At 67.1% G+C, this 18,880-nt stretch carries 18 protein-coding genes; 16 read left to right on the plus strand and 2 right to left on the minus strand.

Annotated elements, in window-relative coordinates:
* Nucleotides 1-8 precede the first annotated feature (8 nt).
* The 6 genes from FZ029_RS06830 to FZ029_RS06855 all read left to right on the plus strand — a co-directional run bounded on the left by FZ029_RS06830 (nucleotide 9) and on the right by FZ029_RS06855 (nucleotide 5,174).
* On the plus strand, nucleotides 9-914 hold the full coding sequence (locus tag FZ029_RS06830) for a flagellin (protein ID WP_149268549.1): 906 nt from the start codon (nucleotides 9-11) through the stop codon (nucleotides 912-914).
* Nucleotides 915-1,035: 121 nt separating this feature from the next.
* Nucleotides 1,036-1,860, plus strand: a complete 825-nt coding sequence (locus tag FZ029_RS06835) for a flagellin (protein WP_149268550.1) — start codon at nucleotides 1,036-1,038, stop codon at nucleotides 1,858-1,860.
* Nucleotides 1,861-2,033: 173 nt separating this feature from the next.
* Entirely contained in the window at nucleotides 2,034-3,719 is a 1,686-nt protein-coding gene (gene fliD / locus FZ029_RS06840; protein ID WP_149268551.1) for a flagellar filament capping protein FliD, read from the plus strand.
* 40 nt (nucleotides 3,720-3,759) lie between these two features.
* Nucleotides 3,760-4,251 carry a flagellar export chaperone FliS gene (locus tag FZ029_RS06845; protein ID WP_149268552.1) on the plus strand — a complete coding sequence of 164 codons (492 nt, stop codon included), beginning with the start codon at nucleotides 3,760-3,762 and terminating at the stop codon, nucleotides 4,249-4,251.
* Nucleotides 4,252-4,285: 34 nt separating this feature from the next.
* Nucleotides 4,286-4,906 carry an RNA polymerase sigma factor gene (locus FZ029_RS06850; RefSeq protein WP_247892174.1) on the plus strand — a complete coding sequence of 207 codons (621 nt, stop codon included), beginning with the start codon at nucleotides 4,286-4,288 and terminating at the stop codon, nucleotides 4,904-4,906.
* Entirely contained in the window at nucleotides 4,896-5,174 is a 279-nt protein-coding gene (locus tag FZ029_RS06855) for a hypothetical protein (protein WP_149268554.1), read from the plus strand. The genes FZ029_RS06850 and FZ029_RS06855 overlap by 11 nt, the downstream gene beginning before the upstream one ends.
* A gap of 5 nt (nucleotides 5,175-5,179) precedes the next feature.
* Here the strand turns inward: FZ029_RS06855 and FZ029_RS06860 are convergent, their stop codons facing one another.
* A complete protein-coding gene (locus FZ029_RS06860; protein ID WP_247892175.1) occupies nucleotides 5,180-7,501 on the minus strand; it encodes a tetratricopeptide repeat protein in 2,322 nt (773 codons plus the stop codon).
* Between the two features lie 229 nt (nucleotides 7,502-7,730).
* On the opposite strand from FZ029_RS06860, the gene FZ029_RS06865 reads away from it, so the two are divergent.
* The 9 genes from FZ029_RS06865 (at nucleotide 7,731) to FZ029_RS06905 (ending at nucleotide 16,255) form a co-directional block, all read left to right on the plus strand.
* Nucleotides 7,731-8,885, plus strand: a complete 1,155-nt coding sequence (locus tag FZ029_RS06865) for a M20 aminoacylase family protein (RefSeq protein WP_247892176.1) — start codon at nucleotides 7,731-7,733, stop codon at nucleotides 8,883-8,885.
* A 280-nt stretch (nucleotides 8,886-9,165) separates the two neighbouring features.
* Nucleotides 9,166-10,386, plus strand: a complete 1,221-nt coding sequence (locus FZ029_RS06870; protein WP_247892177.1) for an FAD-binding oxidoreductase — start codon at nucleotides 9,166-9,168, stop codon at nucleotides 10,384-10,386.
* A 20-nt stretch (nucleotides 10,387-10,406) separates the two neighbouring features.
* A complete protein-coding gene (locus tag FZ029_RS06875; protein ID WP_149268555.1) occupies nucleotides 10,407-10,904 on the plus strand; it encodes an L-2-amino-thiazoline-4-carboxylic acid hydrolase in 498 nt (165 codons plus the stop codon).
* Nucleotides 10,905-10,958: 54 nt separating this feature from the next.
* Nucleotides 10,959-12,068 (plus strand): ABC transporter substrate-binding protein, encoded by a 1,110-nt coding sequence (locus tag FZ029_RS06880; RefSeq protein ID WP_149268556.1) that lies wholly within the window; start codon nucleotides 10,959-10,961, stop codon nucleotides 12,066-12,068.
* Between the two features lie 244 nt (nucleotides 12,069-12,312).
* A complete protein-coding gene (locus FZ029_RS06885; RefSeq protein ID WP_085082531.1) occupies nucleotides 12,313-13,227 on the plus strand; it encodes a branched-chain amino acid ABC transporter permease in 915 nt (304 codons plus the stop codon).
* On the plus strand, nucleotides 13,214-14,263 hold the full coding sequence (locus FZ029_RS06890) for a branched-chain amino acid ABC transporter permease (protein ID WP_247892178.1): 1,050 nt from the start codon (nucleotides 13,214-13,216) through the stop codon (nucleotides 14,261-14,263). The genes FZ029_RS06885 and FZ029_RS06890 overlap by 14 nt, the downstream gene beginning before the upstream one ends.
* The gene (locus FZ029_RS06895; RefSeq protein ID WP_149268557.1) at nucleotides 14,260-15,030 is read left to right on the plus strand and encodes an ABC transporter ATP-binding protein; all 771 of its coding nucleotides are present in this window, start codon (nucleotides 14,260-14,262) and stop codon (nucleotides 15,028-15,030) included. The genes FZ029_RS06890 and FZ029_RS06895 overlap by 4 nt, the downstream gene beginning before the upstream one ends.
* Before the next feature lie 11 nt (nucleotides 15,031-15,041).
* Complete coding sequence (locus tag FZ029_RS06900) at nucleotides 15,042-15,752, plus strand: ABC transporter ATP-binding protein (protein WP_188051836.1); 711 nt, start codon at nucleotides 15,042-15,044, stop codon at nucleotides 15,750-15,752.
* A gap of 26 nt (nucleotides 15,753-15,778) precedes the next feature.
* Nucleotides 15,779-16,255: an L-2-amino-thiazoline-4-carboxylic acid hydrolase gene (locus tag FZ029_RS06905; protein WP_149268559.1), complete on the plus strand. Its 477-nt coding sequence runs from the start codon at nucleotides 15,779-15,781 to the stop codon at nucleotides 16,253-16,255.
* A 33-nt stretch (nucleotides 16,256-16,288) separates the two neighbouring features.
* Here the strand turns inward: FZ029_RS06905 and FZ029_RS06910 are convergent, their stop codons facing one another.
* Nucleotides 16,289-17,077: an IclR family transcriptional regulator gene (locus FZ029_RS06910; protein WP_149268560.1), complete on the minus strand. Its 789-nt coding sequence runs from the start codon at nucleotides 17,075-17,077 to the stop codon at nucleotides 16,289-16,291.
* Between the two features lie 143 nt (nucleotides 17,078-17,220).
* Between FZ029_RS06910 and FZ029_RS06915 the strand changes: the two genes are divergently transcribed.
* The gene (locus tag FZ029_RS06915) at nucleotides 17,221-18,795 is read left to right on the plus strand and encodes an ABC transporter substrate-binding protein (RefSeq protein WP_149268561.1); all 1,575 of its coding nucleotides are present in this window, start codon (nucleotides 17,221-17,223) and stop codon (nucleotides 18,793-18,795) included.
* Nucleotides 18,796-18,880 lie beyond the last annotated feature (85 nt).

The following is an 18,880-nucleotide window of genomic DNA, read 5'->3' on the forward strand; positions in this document are numbered from 1 at the left end:
AGACCGCGATGGAACGGGTCGCGACCTACAACCATCAGAACACGCTTGTCCAATATATGATGAAGGCCGAGGCCAAGGTGGCCGCGGAACAGGTCCGCTCGGCGTCGGGGCTGAACTCCACCGACTACAAGGGCATCGCGTCGGACAGCGGCCGGCTGGTCAACCTCGAAAGCCATTACCGCCGGCTGGAACAGTATATCGACGAGGGCGAGGTCGTGAACGGCCGCATCCAGTCGATGTACGATGCCGTCGGCGGCATGTCGGACCTGACCTCCCGTCTCAGCGCGCTGATCACCGGACTGCAAGGCGACAACGCGGCCGGCGTCGAAGGCGTGGTGGCGGAATCGGCCCAGCTTATGGAAGAGCTTGGCGGACTGCTGAACACGCAGCAGGACGGCCGCTATCTGTTTGCCGGCGGACGCACCGACCAGCCGGCGGTCGACCTCGACAGCTATACCGCCGCGACCTACCCGTCGAGCGCCGACACCGGCTATTACCAGGGGGATTCGACCGTCGCCCATTTCCAGGCGGCCGACGATTTCGTGCTGTCCTACGGCGTCACCGCCGACCAGCCGGCGTTCGAGAAGGCGCTCCGCGCCTTCAGCCTGATCGCCAACATGTCGACCGACCCGGTCGACGACGATCTGCTGGCCGAAGCGACGCAGCTCGCCTCCGACGCCACCGACGGGCTGTCGATCGTGCAGGCCAAGCTGGGCGCCGCCAGTTCCTCGCTGGAGAACACCATCGACCGCCATGTGGACGAGCAGCTGGTGCTGCAGACCCAGGTGGACGACATCCGCAGCGTCGATCTGGCGGAATCCACCACCAAGCTGTCGCAGCTCCAGGCCTCGCTGGAGGCCACCATGAGCCTGATGAAGATCCTCGAGGAGAACAACCTGTCCAAATACCTGTAAGGGCGGGGCATTCGCAAAAAAGCGCTAATCCGATCGAAAAATCCCGCCAGCTTTCGCCGCCTGCCCCGTGAGTCCCAGTGAGGGTCGCCGAAACGGCCCGGTTCGATCAGGAGACCACATCATGCCCGTCATCTCGACCAACACGGCTTCCAATTCGGCCCTTCGCTACCTGAACATCAACTCGACGAACCAGTCGGATTCGGTCTCGAAGATCGCCAGCGGTTCGCGCATCACCAAGGCGTCGGACGACGCCGCCGGTCTGGCCGTCGGCACCTCGCTGAAATCCGACGTCACGGTGCTGAACCAGGCGGCCACCAACGCCTCGCACGGTTCTTCGATCCTGCAGACCGCCGACGGCGGCATGTCCAGCATCTCCGACATCGTGCAGCGCATGCGCTCGCTGGCCACGCAATCGCTGTCCGGCTCGGTCACCGACAACGAGCGCTCCTATCTCGACGCCGAGTTCCAGCAGCTGCAGGACGAAATCGACGGCATCGCCTCGGGCACCCGCTTCAACGATGAATCGCTGCTGGATGGGTCGACCAACTGGGCGTCGGGCGTCTCCTTCCGCGTCGGCACCACGTCGAACGACAACATCACCGTGACGATCGCCGGCGTCACCACGACCGGTCTGGGCATCAACACGCTGGACGTCGGCACCTCGGCCACCGCCGCCGCCGCGCTGACCGCGCTCGACACCGCCGTGACGACCCTGTCGGACGCCCGCGCCGACGTCGGCGCGCTGATCTCGCGCTTCGAATTCCGCAGCGACATGATCGACACCACCATCGAAAACACCGAGGCCGCCCAGTCCAAGATCATGGACGTCGACGTGGCCCAGGAGCAGTCGAAACTGGCATCGGAGAAGGTCCTGACCCAGGCCGCCATCGCCGTGCTGTCCCAAGCGAACTCGATGCCGGAGAATCTGCTCTCCCTTCTCCGCTGACAGTTCGCAAGGCCGCCGGCAAGGGCGCGTTCCACACAGCCTCACACACTCGTGGGGCGCGTCCCCCGGCGGCCGCTTCCTCTTTTTTCCGCCATCGCCACAAAGCCCGCCGCCGCGCCAGTCACCGTGCCATCCGCCGCCCCGCCCGCGGCCGGAACCGGGAGAGCCTTGCCATGACCACCGTCAGCTCCACCTCCACCAGCACAGCCGCGAGCACCGGTTATTCGGCGCTGTCCTCCAGCAGTTCGGGAACCGGCATCGACTATTCCGCGCTGATCGAGGCGAAGGTCAACGCAAGGCTCAGCAAGGCCGACCGCATCGACACCAAGATCACCGCGAACGAAGCGAAGATCACCGCCTACACCGACCTTCAGGACAAGCTGCAGGCGGTCAACGACGCCCTCGACGGCCTGCGCAACCGCAGCGTCTCGACCGGCGCGTCCTCCAACCTGTTCGGCCAGCGGACCGCCTATGTCGGCGACGACGACGTGTTCAGCGCCACGGTGGATGACGATACGGAGGTCGGCACCTATTCCGTCGTGGTTCAGCAGCTCGCGACGAAACACAAGATCGCCTCCGACAGCGCCAGCAGCAAGACGGACGCGCTGGGCTATTCCGGCAGCTTCACGCTCCAGGCGGCCGACGGCAGCGCCGTCACCATCTCGATGGAAAGCGACGACAGCCTGACCGACCTGCGCGATGCGATCAACGCCAACAAATCGACCAGCGGCGTCACCGCCAGCATCGTGCAGGTCAGCGACAGCAGCTATCAGCTGATCCTGACCTCCAACAACACCGGCCAGGCCATCTCGCTGACCGACGGCGGCGACGGCGTCCTGTCCTCGCTCGGCCTGACCGACAGCGACGGCGCCATCAAGAACGAAATGGTCGCGGTGCAGGACGCGATCGTCGAGGTGGACGGCGTCACCATCACCCGCAGTTCCAACACCATCGACGATGCCATCGAAGGCGTGACGCTGAACCTCTACAGTGCCAGCCCGGACACGGCGATCTCGATGGAGGTGTCGACAGACCTGTCCTCGATCAAATCGGCGATCTCCAGCTTCGTCGACGCCTACAACGAATACCGCGACTTCGTGGTGACGCAGCAGTCGACGACCAGCGACGGCACCGCCTCCAGCGACGCTACTCTGTTTTCCGACAGCCTGTTGCGGCAGATCGTGCGGTCGGTCAACAGCGCCCTCGACACGTCGATCACCACCGACGACGGCACGGTGCTGTCGATGGCCTCCCTCGGCATCAGTTTCAACAGTTCCAACGAGTTGGAACTGGACGAGGACACGCTGAACAGCATCCTCAGCAGCGATGTCGATGCGGTCCAGCAGCTGCTCGGCCTCAACATGGCTTCGTCGTCCAGCCAGATGTCGCTGCTGCGCTACACCAGCAGCGCCTCGGCATTGTCCTTCACGCTGGACATCGTGCGCGGCGACGACGGGACCCTCACCTCGGCATCGGTCGACGGCGACAGCAGCCTGTTCTCCGTCAGCGGCAACCGAATCATCGGCGCTGAAGGCACGGCCTATGAAGGCATCGTTCTGGTCTATTCCGGCAACAGCGGCAGCGTGGACATCGATTTCTCGCAAGGACTGGCCGACAAGCTGTTCGGCGTCATCGACGATGCGTCGGCGGACTACGACAGCGACCTCGCCAGCGCCGTCGACGACCTGGAAGCCCGGGACACCGAGCTGGAAAGCCGCTCGACCGACATCAAGACCAAGGCCGAGACCTACCGCAACACCCTGACCGCCTATTACGCCCGGCTGGAGGCGGCAGCCGAGTCGGCGGCCCTTCTGCTGAAACAGCTGACCTACAGCGACAGCAGCAGCAGTGACAGCTGACCTCGGTCACGGCACATCCAATTGATGAGGATTTGGCGCCATGCGCAATTCCGCCTATTCGAAAGCCCTGAATGCCTACGCCGTCGCCAACAGCGCGGTGCCGCCGCTGGTCGCCGTGGTGCGGTTGTACGAGCGGGCGATGACCCATCTGTATGCCGCCCGCGACGCCGCCGCGGATCGCCGGTTCGAAGCGCACCACAATGCGATCCGAAATGCGGTCATGGTGTTCGCAGGCCTTGATTCCATTCTGGTTTTCGACAAAAATGAGGATATCGCGATGACGCTCCGGCGGTTCTACCACCGGCTGATCGTGCAGGCGGGCGCCGCCGCCAGCCGGAAGGATCCGGTGGCGGCCTGCGACTCGCTCATCCGCCAGACGTCCTTCATGCTGAAGGCTTGGCAGGCCATCGCCGCAGAACGCGGCGGGCCGTCCACTGTCGTCGGTGCGCCGGCCAAAGGGCCGCATGCATCCGTCGTCGGGAGAACGATGGATCATGCACATGGCGGACTCTCGGGCGGACTCTCGGCTTGACCTTCCGCGGGAGGATTCCAGCGTCGGGCGATCCATGTCCGGGGACCTGAGCCGGGGTTCTGCCTCCGGCGTCATCATCCCCGCGGACGAGGACAGCGACGAAGCGCTGATGGCGCAAATCCGCTCCGGCAACCAGACGGCCTATCGGCGGCTGGTGCATCGCCACCTGAAACGCACCTACGCGCTGGCCCGCCGCCTGACCGGCAACGAGGCGGAGGCCGAGGATGTCGTGCAGGACGCCTTCCTGCAGGTCTGGCAGCGCCGCACCCAATGGAGCGACGACGGCGGCGCCCGGTTCACGACGTGGCTCTACCGCGTGGCGGTGAACCGCTGCATCGACCACAAGCGCCGGCCGGTCGGCCAGGACCTGGAAACGGTGGCGGAACCGTCTGACAGCGCGCCCGACGCGGTCAGCACCATCCACCGCCGGCAGGTCGCCGCCCGGCTGTCCGATGCCCAGAACAAGCTGACCCCGCAGCAGCGGGCCGCCGTGACGCTGTTTTATTACGAGAATTTAAGCAACGCCGACATCGCCGCCGTTATGCAAATCAGCGTCGGTGCTGTAGAGTCGCTTTTGAAACGCGCGCGCCAGCAGCTCCGGCTGCTGCTGCGCGCCAGTGCGCAGGCGGCCAGGGATTCATTCGATGACGGATGAGGAGTTTCGCGATCGGCTCGATCGCTACGGAGGCGACCTCGCCCTCTGGCCGGCCGATGCGGCCAGGGACGCGCGGCGCCTTCTTCTGCGTTCGGTCAAGGCGCAGGCGATGCTGGACGAAATGGTGACGATGGAACTTGCGCTCGGGCAGTCGGAAGACCGCCCGCCCACGGACCTTGCCGACCGCATCTTTGCCGCCGCCTTCCGCCTGCCGCCGTCCGACCGGACCTTCGACGAGGATGGCGATCAGCCGCCGCGGCTGATGTAGGCCGGTCAGCCTCCCGCCACCCGCCGCAGTTCCGCCGATATCCGCTCCAGCGCCTGGTCAAGCCCTTGCCCGCCCAGCGGCTGGAACAGGCGCATCGACGGATACCAGGGCCGGCCGGCGGTGCCGAGCTGCGTCCAATCCCGGTGCCCGAAGCGCCAGACCGGCACACCCAGCGCGCCGGCCAGCTCCGCCACCGAATTCGCCGGCGCGATGACGAGATCGAGCGCCGAGACCAGCGCCGCCGTCTCCTCGAAATCGTCGCGCAGGTCCAGCCCGGTCCAGCCATAGATCGGCTGCCCGAACCGGCGTTCCGCCGCCAGGATCTCGCGCTGGCACTCGTCATATTGCAGATTGACGAAGGTGACGCCGGGCACGGCGAAGACCGGACCCCAGGCATCCAGCGGCAGATAGGCGCTGCGGCGGTCGGCGGTCATCACCTGGCTGCGCCAGCTGATGCCGACCCGCAGATCGTCGCCGGCACCATCCAGCCGCTCGCGCCAGTCGGCGACGCGGCTGCCGTCGGCGAACAGCCAGCAGGACCGCGCCGGAAAATTCGACAACCGCTCGCGCAGCAGGCGCGGGACCGAACCGGCCGGGATGTGATAGTCGCAATCGACCGTCTCCGCCTCCATCAGCCCGCAGGGCGGCTGTTCGGCGCGCACCGTCGCCTTCGGGAAGGAGCGTGCGAACAGCGGCACCAGCCGGCGTTCGCATTCGATCACCACCCGCCCGGCCATCCTGATCAGGTCGGGATAGCAGGAGGCGAACAGGAACTCGTCCCCCACCCCCTGCTCGCGCCAGACGAACAGTCGCTTGCCGTCCAGCGGCTCGCCCGTCCATTCGGGGACGGTGAAGCGCCGCTCCGGCCGCACGCGTCCGGCCTTGAAGCGGAAGGCGTAGTCGGCCCAGCCGGCGCTCAGCGCGCCGCGTTCCAGCGACAGCAGGCCGCGGTTGAAACGGGCCAGCGCATGGCCGGGCGCCGCGGCAACGGCACGCTCGAACCAGCGTCCGGCATCGGCGCGCCCCTGACGCTGCTCCGCCAGCCCCAGGGTGCAGAGCGGGTCGGCCAGCGACGGCGCCAGCGCCAGCGCCTTGCGGCAGGCGACGTCGGCCTCGACGGGGCTCTGGGCGCCGTTCAGCGCATAGGCCAGCACGGCGTGCAGCGACGCATGACCGGGCATCAGCCGGATGGCACGGCGCACCTGCACCACCGCCGGGCCAAAGGCTTCGCGGTCCGACAGGTCGGCGCCGAGATTGCCCAGCGCATCGGCGAAGGCGGGGTGCAGCGCCAGGGCGCGTTTCCAGCAATGCTCGGCTTCCGCCCGCCGCGCCTGGGCCTTGCAGGCGTTGCCCAGATTGTTCCATGCCTCCGCCCGGCCGGGCTCTCGGGCAATGGCGCGACGCTGCCACCGCTCCGCACCGCCATGGTCGCCGAGCGCCGAATCCGCCAGCCCCAGATTGACGAGCGCCGGAACATGGCACGGGTCGAGCACCAGCGCGGTGCGGAACCGCGACCGCGCCTCATCATGGCGGCCCTGTGCATGCAGCAGCAGGCCCAGATTGTTGCGGGTCTCGGCATGGCCGGGCTCGCGACGCAGGGCCTCGACATAGGCGCCTTCAGCCTCGCCGAACCGGCCCAGGCCCTGAAGCGTGGCGCCCAGATTGGCCCAGACCGATCCATTGTCGGCACCCAGCCCGATGGCGTCCCGATAGGCGGCGGCAGCCTCGGCCATCGCACCCCAACGGCGCAGCGCATTGGCAAGCGCGACGCGGGTGGCGCCATCCTTCGGCCGCAGCTTTGCCGCCAGCCGGTAGCAGCCGATGGCGGGACCGGCCTGCCGCAGGTCCTCCAGCGCCCGCCCCATGCCAAGCCGCGGTTCGGCCGCGCTCGGCACCAGACGCGCCGCAGCGCGGTAGCAGCGCAGCGCCGCCACCGGCTGTCCCTGCCGCCCGGCGACTGAGCCCAGCAGGCACAGCGCGGCGGCATCGTCGGGATTGACAGCAAGAGCCCGGCGGGCGCTGGCGAGTGCGGCAGTTACCCGCCCCTCCTCCATCAACGCCTGTCCGAGCGCCAGATGGTAGGAGCCGACCAGCGCATTGGACCGCGCCGCGGTGTCGAACAGCCGGGTGGCGTCGGTCCTGCGCCCGTCCTGATAGGCGATATGGCCCAGCAGATGGGCGGCGTCGCCGTGCGTCGGGTCGATCCTCAGGATTTCGCGGCAAAACCGCTCCGCCCGCTCGCTCTGTCCGGCATTGTGATGCTGGACCGCGAGACGCAGCAATCCGTCGGTACGCCGTGTCGCGTTCCCGTCCATGATCGTCGCCATTCCGTCAATGAACCCGTCGGCGGCATCGGGCCGCGCTTGTTCGTTGTACGGCGGCGGCGTTGAACTCCTGCGCCGATCGGCAGTGCACGCAACGCAGAGGGTCGCACGGAAAGGCTGCGGACGTTGCATGCAAAAATAGACCGTTTCGGTTCCGGTATAAGTTGGGCAGGATTGAAACAGCATTTTGCCCGAACGAGAGGAACAGGCGATGGACGGGATGGCGACGGGAATGGACAGGCTGACGGCGGACATGACGGAATGGCGGCGCGATCTGCACGCCCATCCGGAAACCGCCTTCGAGGAACAGCGGACCAGCGACTTCGTGGCGGAGAAGCTGGCCTCCTTCGGGCTGGAGGTTCACCGCGGCCTTGCCAAGACCGGGGTGGTCGGGATCCTGCGCAACGGCGAGGGCCCGATGGTCGGCTTCCGCGCCGACATGGATGCGCTGCACATCCACGAGGAAACCAACCTGCCCCACAGCTCGCGCAATCCGGGGCGCATGCACGCCTGCGGGCATGACGGCCATACGGCGATGCTGCTGGGCGCGGCCCGCCACCTGACCGAGAATCCCAACCTGTTCCAGGGCACCATCGTCTTCATCTTCCAGCCGGCCGAGGAGAATGAAGGCGGCGGACGCGTGATGGTCGAGGAAGGGCTGTTCGACCGCTTCCCGGTGGAGAAGGTCTTCGGCATGCACAATTGGCCGGGGCTGGAGGTCGGCCGCATCGCGCTGCGCCCCGGCCCGCTGATGGCCGCCTACGACATTTTCGAACTGACCCTGACGGGAAGGGGCACCCACGCCGGCATGCCGCATATGGGAACGGACACGATCATGGTGGGAAGCCAGATCGTGGGTGCCTGGCAGACCATCGCCAGCCGCAGCGTCCATCCCATCGATTCGGCCGTGGTCAGCGTCACCCAGTTCCACGCCGGCGACACGTGGAATGTACTGCCGGCCACGGCCGTTCTCCGCGGCACAGTGCGGACCTTCCGGCCGGAGGTTCAGGATCTGGTTCAGCGCCGCATGGGCGAGGTCGCCACCGCCATTGCCGGCGGCTTCGGCGTCGAGGCCAGCCTGCGCTATGAACGGCGCTATCCCCCCACCACCAACAGCGTCAAGGAAACCGAACTGGCGCGGCAAGCGGCGGCGCGCGTGGTCGGAGAAGACGCCCTTGATCTCGATCCGATGCCCAGCATGGGGGCGGAGGATTTCTCCTTCATGCTGCAGAAGCGGCCGGGCTGCTACATCTGGGTCGGCGCCGGGCCATCGGACCAGGGTCGCAATCTGCACAGCCCGCATTACGACTTCAACGACGCGGTGCTGCCGATCGGCGCCAGCTATTGGGTGCGACTGGCCGAGACCGTCCTGCCGAAGGCCGGGTGATCTGCCTTGTGTGCAATTCCCACAGATTTCCTAGCGTAGCGCTCAGTGTAATAATGTTTTCGCGAGAAAATCTTGGGAATTGCGCACGTGTGCCTTTTGACCCATAGTTCGACTGGAGACGGTTGGGCCTGACCAAAATGGATCGGGCCGGACGGATTTGGCCGAGCGGGGGCAGGCGGACGTGGCAGACCAGGCGCAGGACATTCCAGGCCGGGGCGGAATTTGGCGACGCCCGGACTCGCTATGGGAGGCCACCGCCCCGCCGCCTCCGGACCTGCCGGTGTTGCAGGGCAACGTGCAGGCCGATGTGCTGGTGATCGGCGGCGGTTTCACCGGCCTGTCGGCCGCCCTGCACGCGGCGGAGGCCGGCAAGCACGCGGTGGTGCTGGAAGCGTCCGAACTCGGCCGGGGCGCTTCGGGACGCAACAACGGGCAGGTCATCCCGACCCTGACCCGGCCTGATCCCGCCGACCTCGTCGCCCGCTTCGGCGGTGAGGCCGGGGAGCGCTTCGTCGGCCTGATCCGCGACAGCGCCTCCACCCTGTTCGATCTGGTGCGCCGCCTCGGCATCGACTGCGCAGCGGAGCAGACCGGCTGGGTCCAGCCGGTGCATTCGCCGGGCCGCATCAAGATCGCCGAGCGCCGGGCCGCCCAATGGGGCCGGTACGGCGCCGACGTGGAACTGCTGGACCGGGACGCGGTTTCAGCCCTTCTCGGCACCGATGCCTATTACGGCGGCTGGATGAACCGGACCGGCGGGCACATCAACCCGCTGGCGCTGGTGCGCGGGCTCGCCGCCAAGGCCGTCGAGGCCGGATCGGCGGTCTACGTCAACTCCCCCGCACTGTCGGTGGAACGGCGCGGCGACATGTGGATCGCCCGCACGCCGCAGGGAATGGTGACCGCCGACGCGCTGGTGCTGGGCACCAACGGCTATGCCGCCGCCGTCTTCCATGAGATCCGGACGGAGGTGGTACCGGTGCTGTCCTGGCAGATGGCGACCGCGCCCCTGGGCGACAACGCGCGCCGGACCATCCTGCCGGGCCGTCAGGCGATGTCGGACACCCATGGCGACCTGCGTTTCATGCGCTACACCGCCGACAACCGGCTGGTGACTGGCGGCGCGCTGCTGATCCCGGTGAACGGGGCGGAACGGCTGAAGCACATCGTCGGCGACCGACTGGCCGGGATGTTCCCGGCCCTGCGCGGCGTCACCTTCGATTATGTGTGGAACGGCCGCATCGCCATGACCACCGATTACTTTCCCCGCGTCCACCGGCTGGGGCCGAACGGCTTCGGCTGGGCCGGGTGCAACGGGCGCGGCGTGGCGCTGTCGATCTCGCTCGGGCGTGAACTCGCGCGGGCAGCGATCGGCCAGGATCCGAAGGACCTCGCCCTGCCCTTCACCCCGCCGACGCCCCTGCCCTTCAATGCCCTGCTGCAACGCGTCGGGCCGTTGAAAATCCTGCAGTACCGTTGGAACGACGCCCGGGAAATCTGATCCAAATGGAGAAGGCGAGCATGGCCGACACCCCCGATTACCCCACCCTTCTGCGCAACGCCTATGCGATGCGCGCGGCGTCCTATGCCCACATGTTCGACGTGCTGCGCGAACGGTTCGGCACCGAAACGGCGCTGGAGGTCGGCCAGGAAGCCACCCGCCGCCTCGGCGAGGCGATGGGCGCTAAGTATGCCGGCCATGGTCCCGACGATCTGACCGGCCTGTGCCATGCCTTCCTCGACGGCATCCCCAACCGTGACAGCATGTTCGCGCCGGAGATCAAGCGGTGCGACGGCGAGGCGCTGGAAATCCACTTCCACCGTTGCCCGCTGAAGGAGGCCTGGCAGGCCCAGGGCCGCTCCGACACCGATCTGGAGCTGCTCTGCAAGATGGCCGGCGCCATCGACGGCGGGTTGTTCGAAGCGGCCGGCTTCGTCTTCAAGGGCGAAACCTGGAAGCCGGGTGACGAGGGCTGCTGCCGGCTGAAGGTCCTGCCGGGCGCCAAAGCCGCCGAATAAGTCCACGCGCTGCAAAGCATAAGAAGCCAAACGGAAGAAGAGGGTGTCCCCGCCATGAAACTCCGCCTCCTCACGCTCACGACGCTCGCCGCTGCCGGGATCGCCGGTTCGGCCTTCGCCGCCGACACGGTCAAGCTCGGCTACCAGCTGCCGCTGACCGGCGACACCGCGCAGTACGGCCAGGATTTCCGCAAGGCCGCCGAGATCGCGCTGACCGAGTTCAACGCCGCCGGCAAGCCGTTCAAGGTCGAGATCGTCTTCGAGGACAGCCGGTCCGACGCCAAGGAAGGCACCAACATCGCCCGCAAGTTCGTGGACGACAAGGAGATCGTCGGCGTTCTTGGCGACTTCACCTCGGGCGTGTCGATGGCCGCGGCGCAGGTCTACAAGGAGGCCGGCATGCCTCAGCTGTCGCAGACCGCCTCGCACCCCGACTACACCAAGATCTCCAAGTACCAGTTCCGCAACATCGCCACCCAGGCGCAGGAAGGCCCCTACAACGCCAAATGGATGGCGTCCAAGGGTCTCAAGAACGTCGCGGTGATCGCCGAGCAGACCGATTGGGGCCAGTCGGTGGTCAGCGGATTTTCCGACGCGGTGAAGGCCGACGGCGGCAAAGTCGTCTTTTCGGAGTTCTTCAATCGGGGCCTGAAGGACTACCGCTCGCTGATCAGCAAGCTGGAGCGCGCGAAGCCCGATGCGATCTACACCGGCTTCTTCTATGAAGACGGGGCGCAGTTCCTGAAGCAGCTGCACCAGCTCGGCGTCAAGACGCCGGTCTATTCGACCTCGGCGGCCTACAGCCCGAAGCTGATCGAACTGGCCGGCGAGGCGGCGGAGGGCATGCACCTGACCTCCAACTTCCTGCCGACCGACCCGTCGCCGAACGTCCAGCATTTCGTCGACGAATGGAAGAAGCGCTCGGACGGCGCCGTCCCCGGCCAGTTCCCGGCCCAGGCCTATGACGCGGTCCGCATCATGCTGGCGGCGGTGGAAAAGGCCCAGCCCAACCCGACCCGCGAGAAGGTGCGCGACGCGCTGGCCCAGACCAAGGACTTCCCCGGCGTGACCGGCAAGACCAGCTTCAGCGCCGACCGCGAAGCGGAAAAGGAACTGGTCAAGGTCGAGGTCAAGGGCGGCGCCTTCGTTCCGGTCGCCAACTGACGACGCCTGCGTTTCCCTCTCCCGCCCCGGGAGAGGGAGGGGACCCATGCGGCAGCATGGGGAGGGTGAGGGGGCGGCCAAGACTCCCGAACCGCATGGTTCCTTGGATCACCCCTCACCCTTCCCACCGCTTCGCGGCGGGCCCCTTCCCTCTCCCGGGGCGGGAGAGGGGACTATATGCGCGACCGACCAGACGTCACCACAGTCGGTACAACGCTTCCCCTCCCCCAGCGACAGAGCCCGCATGTTCGATCCCTATTATCTCCAGCAGCTCGCCATCGGCCTGTCGCTGGGCATGACCTATGCGCTGATGGCGATCGGCTTCACGCTGATCTTCGGCGTGCTGAACGTCGTCAACTTCGCCCATGGCGAGATCTACACGCTGGGCGCCTTCGCCGGCCTCGTGCTGATCTCGGCCACCGCGCCGCCCATCGTGGCGGTGATCCTGGGCGCGCTGGCGATCGGGGCGCTGGCGGGCTTCTCGCTGGAGCGGCTGGCCTTCAAGCCGTTCCGCCGCTTCACCGACGAGGCGTCGCTGAAGTCGCGGGCGATGCGGGAATCGACGCTGCTCTCCTCGCTGGCGGTGTCCATCGTGGTGCGCGAGGCACTGGAGATCGTCTTCGGATCGCAGATGCGCTCCATCCCCTTCGAGTATCTGATCAACACGCCGGTGCGCGTCGGCCCGGTGATCCTGGTGACCGGCGACTTCATCATCTTCGGCGTCGCCGCCGCCATGCTGATCGGCCTGCAGTATCTGCTGACGCGCACCCGCGTCGGGCTGGCGATCCGCGCGGTGTCCAACAACCCGCTGGGCGCCAAATATGTGGGCATCGATACCGACCGCACCATCATCACCACCTTCGTCGTCGGGTCGATGATGGGGGCGGCGGCCGGCATCCTGATGGGGCTCTATTACGGCGCGGTTTTCCCCGCCATGGGCTTCACCCCCGGCATCAAGGCCTTCGTCGCCATGGTGATGGGCGGCCTGTCCTCCATTCCCGGCGCGGTGATCTGCGCGCTGATCCTCGGCATTTCGGAAAGCATGGCGACGACCTTCGTCTCGTCGGGCTGGTCGGACATGGTCGCCTACGGCTTCCTGATCCTGACCCTGATCTTCTTCCCCAACGGCTTGTTCGGAGCGCGCCGTGAACGTGTTTGAGACTGTCGCGCCAGACGATCACGCCGGCCGCCGGGGCTGGCTGGTTCCGGCGATGATCCTGCTGCTGGTCTTCGCCGCGCTGCCGGCGCTGCTGGCCGGCTTCGACCGGGGCTATTTCTACCAGATCGCCAATCTGGCGCTGATCTTCGTCCTGCTCTCGGCCTCCATGCATCTGGTGACGGGAGTGGCGGGCCTGCTGCATCTGGGGCATGCCGCCTTCTACGGCGTCGGCGCCTATACGGCGGCGCTGCTGACCTCCAAGCTCGGGCTGGGCTTCACCGTCACGCTGCCACTGTCCGGTCTGGTGGCGGCGCTGATCGCCTTCCTGGTGGCGCTGCCGACGATGCGGCTGGTCAGCATCTATTTCGCCGTGGCGACCCTCGCCATCGGCCAGATGCTGTATCTGGTCATGCTGAACTGGGTGGATTTCACCAAGGGTCCCAACGGCATCATCGTCACCAGGGGGTTCGAGCTGTTCGGGTTCGGCCTGTCCGGCCGCCTCGCCACCTACTACACCGTGGCGGCGGTGGTGACGCTGTCGGTCGTCGCGATCAGCCGGCTCAGCCATTCCTATTACGGCAATGCTCTGCGATCGATCCGCGAGGACGACCAATGCGCCGACGCCATGGGCGTGCGCACCGTGCGGCTGAAGATGGAGGCCTTCACCCTGTCGGCCTTCTTCGCCGGGGTGGCGGGCAGCCTGTGGGCGCACATGACCGGCTACATCTCGCCGGGCGACTTCAAATTCTCGGAATCGATCCTGATCCTGGCGATGGTGGTGGTCGGCGGCCTCGGCAGCCTGCCGGGGGCGATCATCGGCGCGCTGCTGCTGATCCTGCTGCCGGAAGGCCTGCGGGCCCTGGGCGATTTCCGCAACATCATGGTCGGGCTGGTGATGTTCCTCTCCATCCTGCTGCTGCCGAAGGGGTTGCTGGGCGAGGTGTCCGCCCTGCGGCTGGTGCGCCGGCAGTTGGGTGCGGCGTGGCGCAACAGCGGCGACGGTGAACGGAAGGGCGAAGGGATCGGCTGGCGATGACCCATCTTCTTGAAATCCGCAACGTCAGCCGCCGGTTCGGCGGCGTACAGGCGGTCGGCGACGTGACCGCCCATGTCGACGAGGGCGAACTGGTCGGCCTGATCGGACCGAACGGTGCCGGCAAGACCACGCTGTTCAACCTGATTTCCGGCTTCACCCCGCTGTCCGGCGGAACCGTCGCCTTCGCCGGCAGGACCATCAGCGGCCTGAAGCCCAATCAGGTGGCGCGGCTGGGCATCAGCCGCACCTTCCAGAACCTGCGCATCTTCCCCAACATGTCGGTCTTCGACAATGTGTCGGTCGGCGCGGTCGGCACGCTGCCGCAGGGGGCGTTCGGCGCCCTGTTCGGCCCCTTTTCCAAGGGCGGCAGAGCCCATTCCGCCGAGATCAGCCGCCGCACCTGGGAGGCGCTGGAGGCGGTCGGCCTGACCCATGTCGCGGCGGAACTGGCGGCCAACCTGCCCTACGGCCAGCGCAAATATCTGGAGATCGCCCGTGCGCTCGCCATGCGGCCGCGCTTCCTGATCCTGGACGAGCCGGCCGCCGGGCTGAACGACACCGAGACGCGCGATCTGGCCGCCTTCATCAAGCGGCTGCACGGACAGGGCCTGACGGTCATGCTGGTCGAACACGACATGGCGCTGGTGATGGGCATCTGCCAGCGCATCCTTGTGCTGGCCTCAGGCCGCAAGATCGCCGACGGCACGCCCGACGCGATCCGCAACGATGCTGCCGTCCTCGAAGCCTATCTTGGGGTTGACGAATGACCGCGCCGCCAATGACAGCGCCTCTGCTCTCGATCGCGGACCTGCATGTCGCCATGGGGCCGCAGGAGATCCTGCACGGCGTCCGCCTGGACGTGGCCCAGGGCGCCATCGTCGCCGTGCTCGGCTCCAACGGCGTCGGCAAGACCACGCTGATGCGCACCGTGTCCGGCATCTATCGGGCTCGCCAAGGCAGCATCACCTTCCGCGGCCAGCCGATCACCAACATGCCGGCCCACCGCATCGTCCAGCTCGGCCTGTCCCAGGCGCCGGAAGGGCGGCAGATCTTCTCCAACATGAATGTCCGCGAGAATCTGGTGCTCGGCGGCGGCGACATCGGGCTGGGCGAGCTGGACCGCGTACTGGCGATGTTCCCGATCCTGAGCGAGCGCCTGCGCCAGAATGCCGGTTCGCTGTCCGGCGGCGAGCAGCAGATGCTGTGCATCGCCCGCGCCCTGATGCGCCGGCCGACGCTGCTTCTGCTCGACGAGCCGTCGCTGGGGCTGGCGCCGAAGATCGTCGCGCAGATCTTCGACCTGATCGGCCGCATCCGGGCCGAAGGGGTATCGATCCTGCTGGTCGAACAGAACGCCCGCGCCGCCCTGCGCATCGCCGACCACGCCGCGGTTCTGGAGGATGGCCGCATCGTGCTGGCCGGTCCGGCCGCCCAGCTGCGGGACGACCCGCGCATCGCCGAGGCCTATCTCGGCGGCCATGCCCATTGACGCTAATTGACGAAAGGAAGCCTGCCATGACCGAAACCATGGGCATCCTGGAGCGCCGCCGCATCGAGGCGGAAATCCTGAAGCCGGTCTATGAGGAGATGGTCGCCCGGCTGGGCGAGGCCACGGCACAGGAGATCCTGGGCGCCGCGATCACCAAGGCGGCCCTGGCCGCCGCCCAATCCTTCGCCGCGACCGAGCCGGAGGGGACCAGCCTGAAGAGCTTCGCCGATCTTCAGCCGCTGTGGACCAAGGACGACGCCCTGCGGCTGGAGGTGAAGCGGCAGGACGAAACCCATTTCGACTACAACGTCACGCGCTGCCGCTACGCCGAGATGTACCGGGAAATGGGGCTGGGGTCGATCGGGCACCTGCTGTCCTGCAACCGGGACGCGGCCTTCTGCACCGGCTACGACCCGCGCATCACGATGGAGCGCACGCAGACCATCATGCAGGGCGCCGACCATTGCGACTTCCGCTATCGCTTCGATCCGAAGGGCGAATAGGGGCGGGCGAATAGGCGCGACCTTGGCAACGCTTCAAGGCCGCCCTGGCGACAGCCTCTCCGCGCTGGCCTTCAGCGTGTCGATCATCACCTGCTGCGCCTCCTCCGTCGTGTCGGCCGGTACGACGAAGCAGATGGTGGCGATGCAGCGGCCGGCCGGATCGCGGACCGGCGCGGCGAGGCAGGTGGTGAAGCGGTCGACCAGCGCCGTGGTGCGGACATAGCCCTGGGTGCGGGCGCGGCCGATGTCCTCCAGGAACTCGTCCTCGGCGATGCGGCGACCGTCGGGCAGGACGAAATCCTCGGGCGGGATGAAGCGCCGGATCTCGTCGGCGGCCATGTGGTCGACCAGCAGCCGGCCGGACGCCGTCCACGGGATCGGCACCTTGATGCCGATCTCCGAGCTGATGCGGAACATGCGTCGGCCGGGTTCATTCAGCACGACCAGATATTTGTCGCCGTCCAGCGTGCAGAACTGCGCCGTCTCCCCCACCGTCTCGGCGATGTGGGCGACCTCCACCCGCGCCTTGCGGATCAGGTCGACGCTGTCGAGGTAATCGCTGCCGTAATAATGCATCGCCGGCCCGAAATAGACCGTGCCGTCGCCGTCGCGCAGCTCCAGCCAGCGCGCCTCCACCAGCGTGTTGACCAGTTCGTACATGGTGGAGCGCGGGGTGCCGGTGTCGCGCGCGATGTCGGCGATGCGCGTCGGGGCGCGCCGGCTGTGCAGATGGTCCATCAGCGCGATGACGCGGTCGATGCCGCGGGCGCGGCCGGTCGACTTCTCTTCTGCCTGCTTTTCCAACACGCCGTCGCTCTTCATGTGTTCCGCGCTCCCTGCCGTCCCACAACCGATTAGCACGCGGATTTTCGGCTTGCCAGCGGTCTTTGTCCGATATACCGTTTCCTTGTCTGGAATACAAGACTGATGTCCGATATTTCGGACAAACGGTCGGGGAGGCAGAAATGACAGGGATCACGCGACGTCTGTTCAACACCGCCCTCGGCACGACGCTTGCAGCCGGCGGGCTTTCCTCTGGAATCCTGGGAACCTGGACCACGCCGGCGCACGCACAGCAGGGCGGCGCCTCGGTCATCACCGTCGCCACCATCGGCGAGCCGCCGACGCTCGACCCGGTCGGCACCACGTCCGACCTCGTCAGCATCATCACCCAGCACATGTTCGAGACGCTGTTCACCTTCGACGGCGAGTGGAAGCTGGCCCCGCTGGTGGCGTCGGCCCTGCCGCAGGTGTCGGCGGACGGCAAGACCTACACCATCCCGCTGCGCAGCGGCGTCACCTTCCATGACGGCGGCACCGTCACGGCCGACGACGTGGTCGCCTCGCTCGACCATTGGACCAAGGCCTCGCCGCGCGGCAAGACCGTCGCTCCGCTGGTGGAGAGCATCGCCGCCAAGGGCGCGGACGCCGTCGTCATCGCGCTGAAGGAGCCGTTCGCGCCGTTGACCGCGCTCTTGGCGATGAACAACGGTGCCGCCGCCATCGTGCCGAAATCGGTGATCGACGGGCCGGGCGCGCTGAAGTCGCTGATCGGCACCGGCCCCTACAAGCTGCTGGAACACAAGCCCGACCAGTATATCCGGCTGGTGCGCCATGACGGTTACGCCTCCCCCGTCGGCGCGCCCAGCGGCTATGCCGGCGGCCGCAAGGCCGTCATCGGCGAGGTGCGCTTCGTCCCGGTTCCGAACGCCGCCACCCGGGTGTCGGGCGTGCTGGCCGGCCAGTACCAGTTCGCCGACAGCCTGCCGGCGGAAACCCTGCCGCGCATCAAGGACGCGGCCGGCGTCAAGCCGGTGATCGTCAAGCCCTTCGGCTTCCCGCTGATGATCATGAACACCAAGACCGGGGTGATGGCGAACCAGAAGATCCGTCAGGCGGTTCTGGCGGCGCTGGAGCCGAACGACATGCTGCTGGCCGGCTTCGGCGATCCCGCCTTCGTCCAGGCGGAGGGGTCGATCTACGCCCAGGGCACGCCCTATTACGATGCGGCCAGCGCCAAGCCCTACGCCGACCATGCCGCCGGCAAGGCGGCGGACCTGCTGAAGGCCGCCGGCTACAAGGGCGAGCCGATCCGCATCATGACCTCGGTCCAGTACGAGTTTCTCTATAAGATGAGCATGGTGGCGCAGGCCCAGCTCGAAATGGCCGGATTCAAGGTCGATCTGCAGGTGCTGGACTGGGCGACCCTGCTGCAGCGCCGCGGCGACGAAAAGGCGTGGGACGCCTTCTTCACCTACCACACCTTCGTGCCGGAACCGTCGCTGATCACCGTGCTGAACCCCAGCTATCCCGGCTGGTGGGACAGCCCGGCCAAGCGCGAGGCGCTCGCCGCCTTCAACCGCGAGATGGACCCGGCCGCCCGCAAGGCCAAGTGGGTGACCTTGCAGACGCTGTTCTACAGCGAGGTGCCGAGCATCAAGGTCGGCGATTTCTACAACCTCGCCGCCAGCAGCGACAAGCTGACCGGCTACACGCCGACCCCCTGGCCCTTCTTCTGGAACACCGACCTGAAGGGCTGAGGGGCGATAAGGCTCCCTCTCCCGCCCCGGGAGAGGGAAGGGGCCCATGCGGAGCATGGGAAGGGTGAGGGGTTGGGCAAGGAAC

Origin of the sequence: Azospirillum sp. Sh1 (genome assembly GCF_008365135.1) — a bacterium.
Lineage (GTDB): Bacteria > Pseudomonadota > Alphaproteobacteria > Azospirillales > Azospirillaceae > Azospirillum > Azospirillum oryzae.

Coding starts and splice junctions, on each gene's coding strand:
- FZ029_RS06830 (WP_149268549.1), top strand. CDS start 9: ATGGAACGGGTCGCGACCTACAACCATCAGAACACGCTTGTCCAATAT.
- FZ029_RS06835 (WP_149268550.1), top strand. CDS start 1,036: ATGCCCGTCATCTCGACCAACACGGCTTCCAATTCGGCCCTTCGCTAC.
- fliD (WP_149268551.1), top strand. CDS start 2,034: ATGACCACCGTCAGCTCCACCTCCACCAGCACAGCCGCGAGCACCGGT.
- FZ029_RS06845 (WP_149268552.1), top strand. CDS start 3,760: ATGCGCAATTCCGCCTATTCGAAAGCCCTGAATGCCTACGCCGTCGCC.
- FZ029_RS06850 (WP_247892174.1), top strand. CDS start 4,286: ATGTCCGGGGACCTGAGCCGGGGTTCTGCCTCCGGCGTCATCATCCCC.
- FZ029_RS06855 (WP_149268554.1), top strand. CDS start 4,896: ATGACGGATGAGGAGTTTCGCGATCGGCTCGATCGCTACGGAGGCGAC.
- FZ029_RS06860 (WP_247892175.1), bottom strand. CDS start 7,501: ATGGCGACGATCATGGACGGGAACGCGACACGGCGTACCGACGGATTG.
- FZ029_RS06865 (WP_247892176.1), top strand. CDS start 7,731: ATGGACAGGCTGACGGCGGACATGACGGAATGGCGGCGCGATCTGCAC.
- FZ029_RS06875 (WP_149268555.1), top strand. CDS start 10,407: ATGGCCGACACCCCCGATTACCCCACCCTTCTGCGCAACGCCTATGCG.
- FZ029_RS06880 (WP_149268556.1), top strand. CDS start 10,959: ATGAAACTCCGCCTCCTCACGCTCACGACGCTCGCCGCTGCCGGGATC.
- FZ029_RS06885 (WP_085082531.1), top strand. CDS start 12,313: ATGTTCGATCCCTATTATCTCCAGCAGCTCGCCATCGGCCTGTCGCTG.
- FZ029_RS06895 (WP_149268557.1), top strand. CDS start 14,260: ATGACCCATCTTCTTGAAATCCGCAACGTCAGCCGCCGGTTCGGCGGC.
- FZ029_RS06900 (WP_188051836.1), top strand. CDS start 15,042: ATGACAGCGCCTCTGCTCTCGATCGCGGACCTGCATGTCGCCATGGGG.
- FZ029_RS06905 (WP_149268559.1), top strand. CDS start 15,779: ATGACCGAAACCATGGGCATCCTGGAGCGCCGCCGCATCGAGGCGGAA.
- FZ029_RS06910 (WP_149268560.1), bottom strand. CDS start 17,077: ATGAAGAGCGACGGCGTGTTGGAAAAGCAGGCAGAAGAGAAGTCGACC.
- FZ029_RS06915 (WP_149268561.1), top strand. CDS start 17,221: ATGACAGGGATCACGCGACGTCTGTTCAACACCGCCCTCGGCACGACG.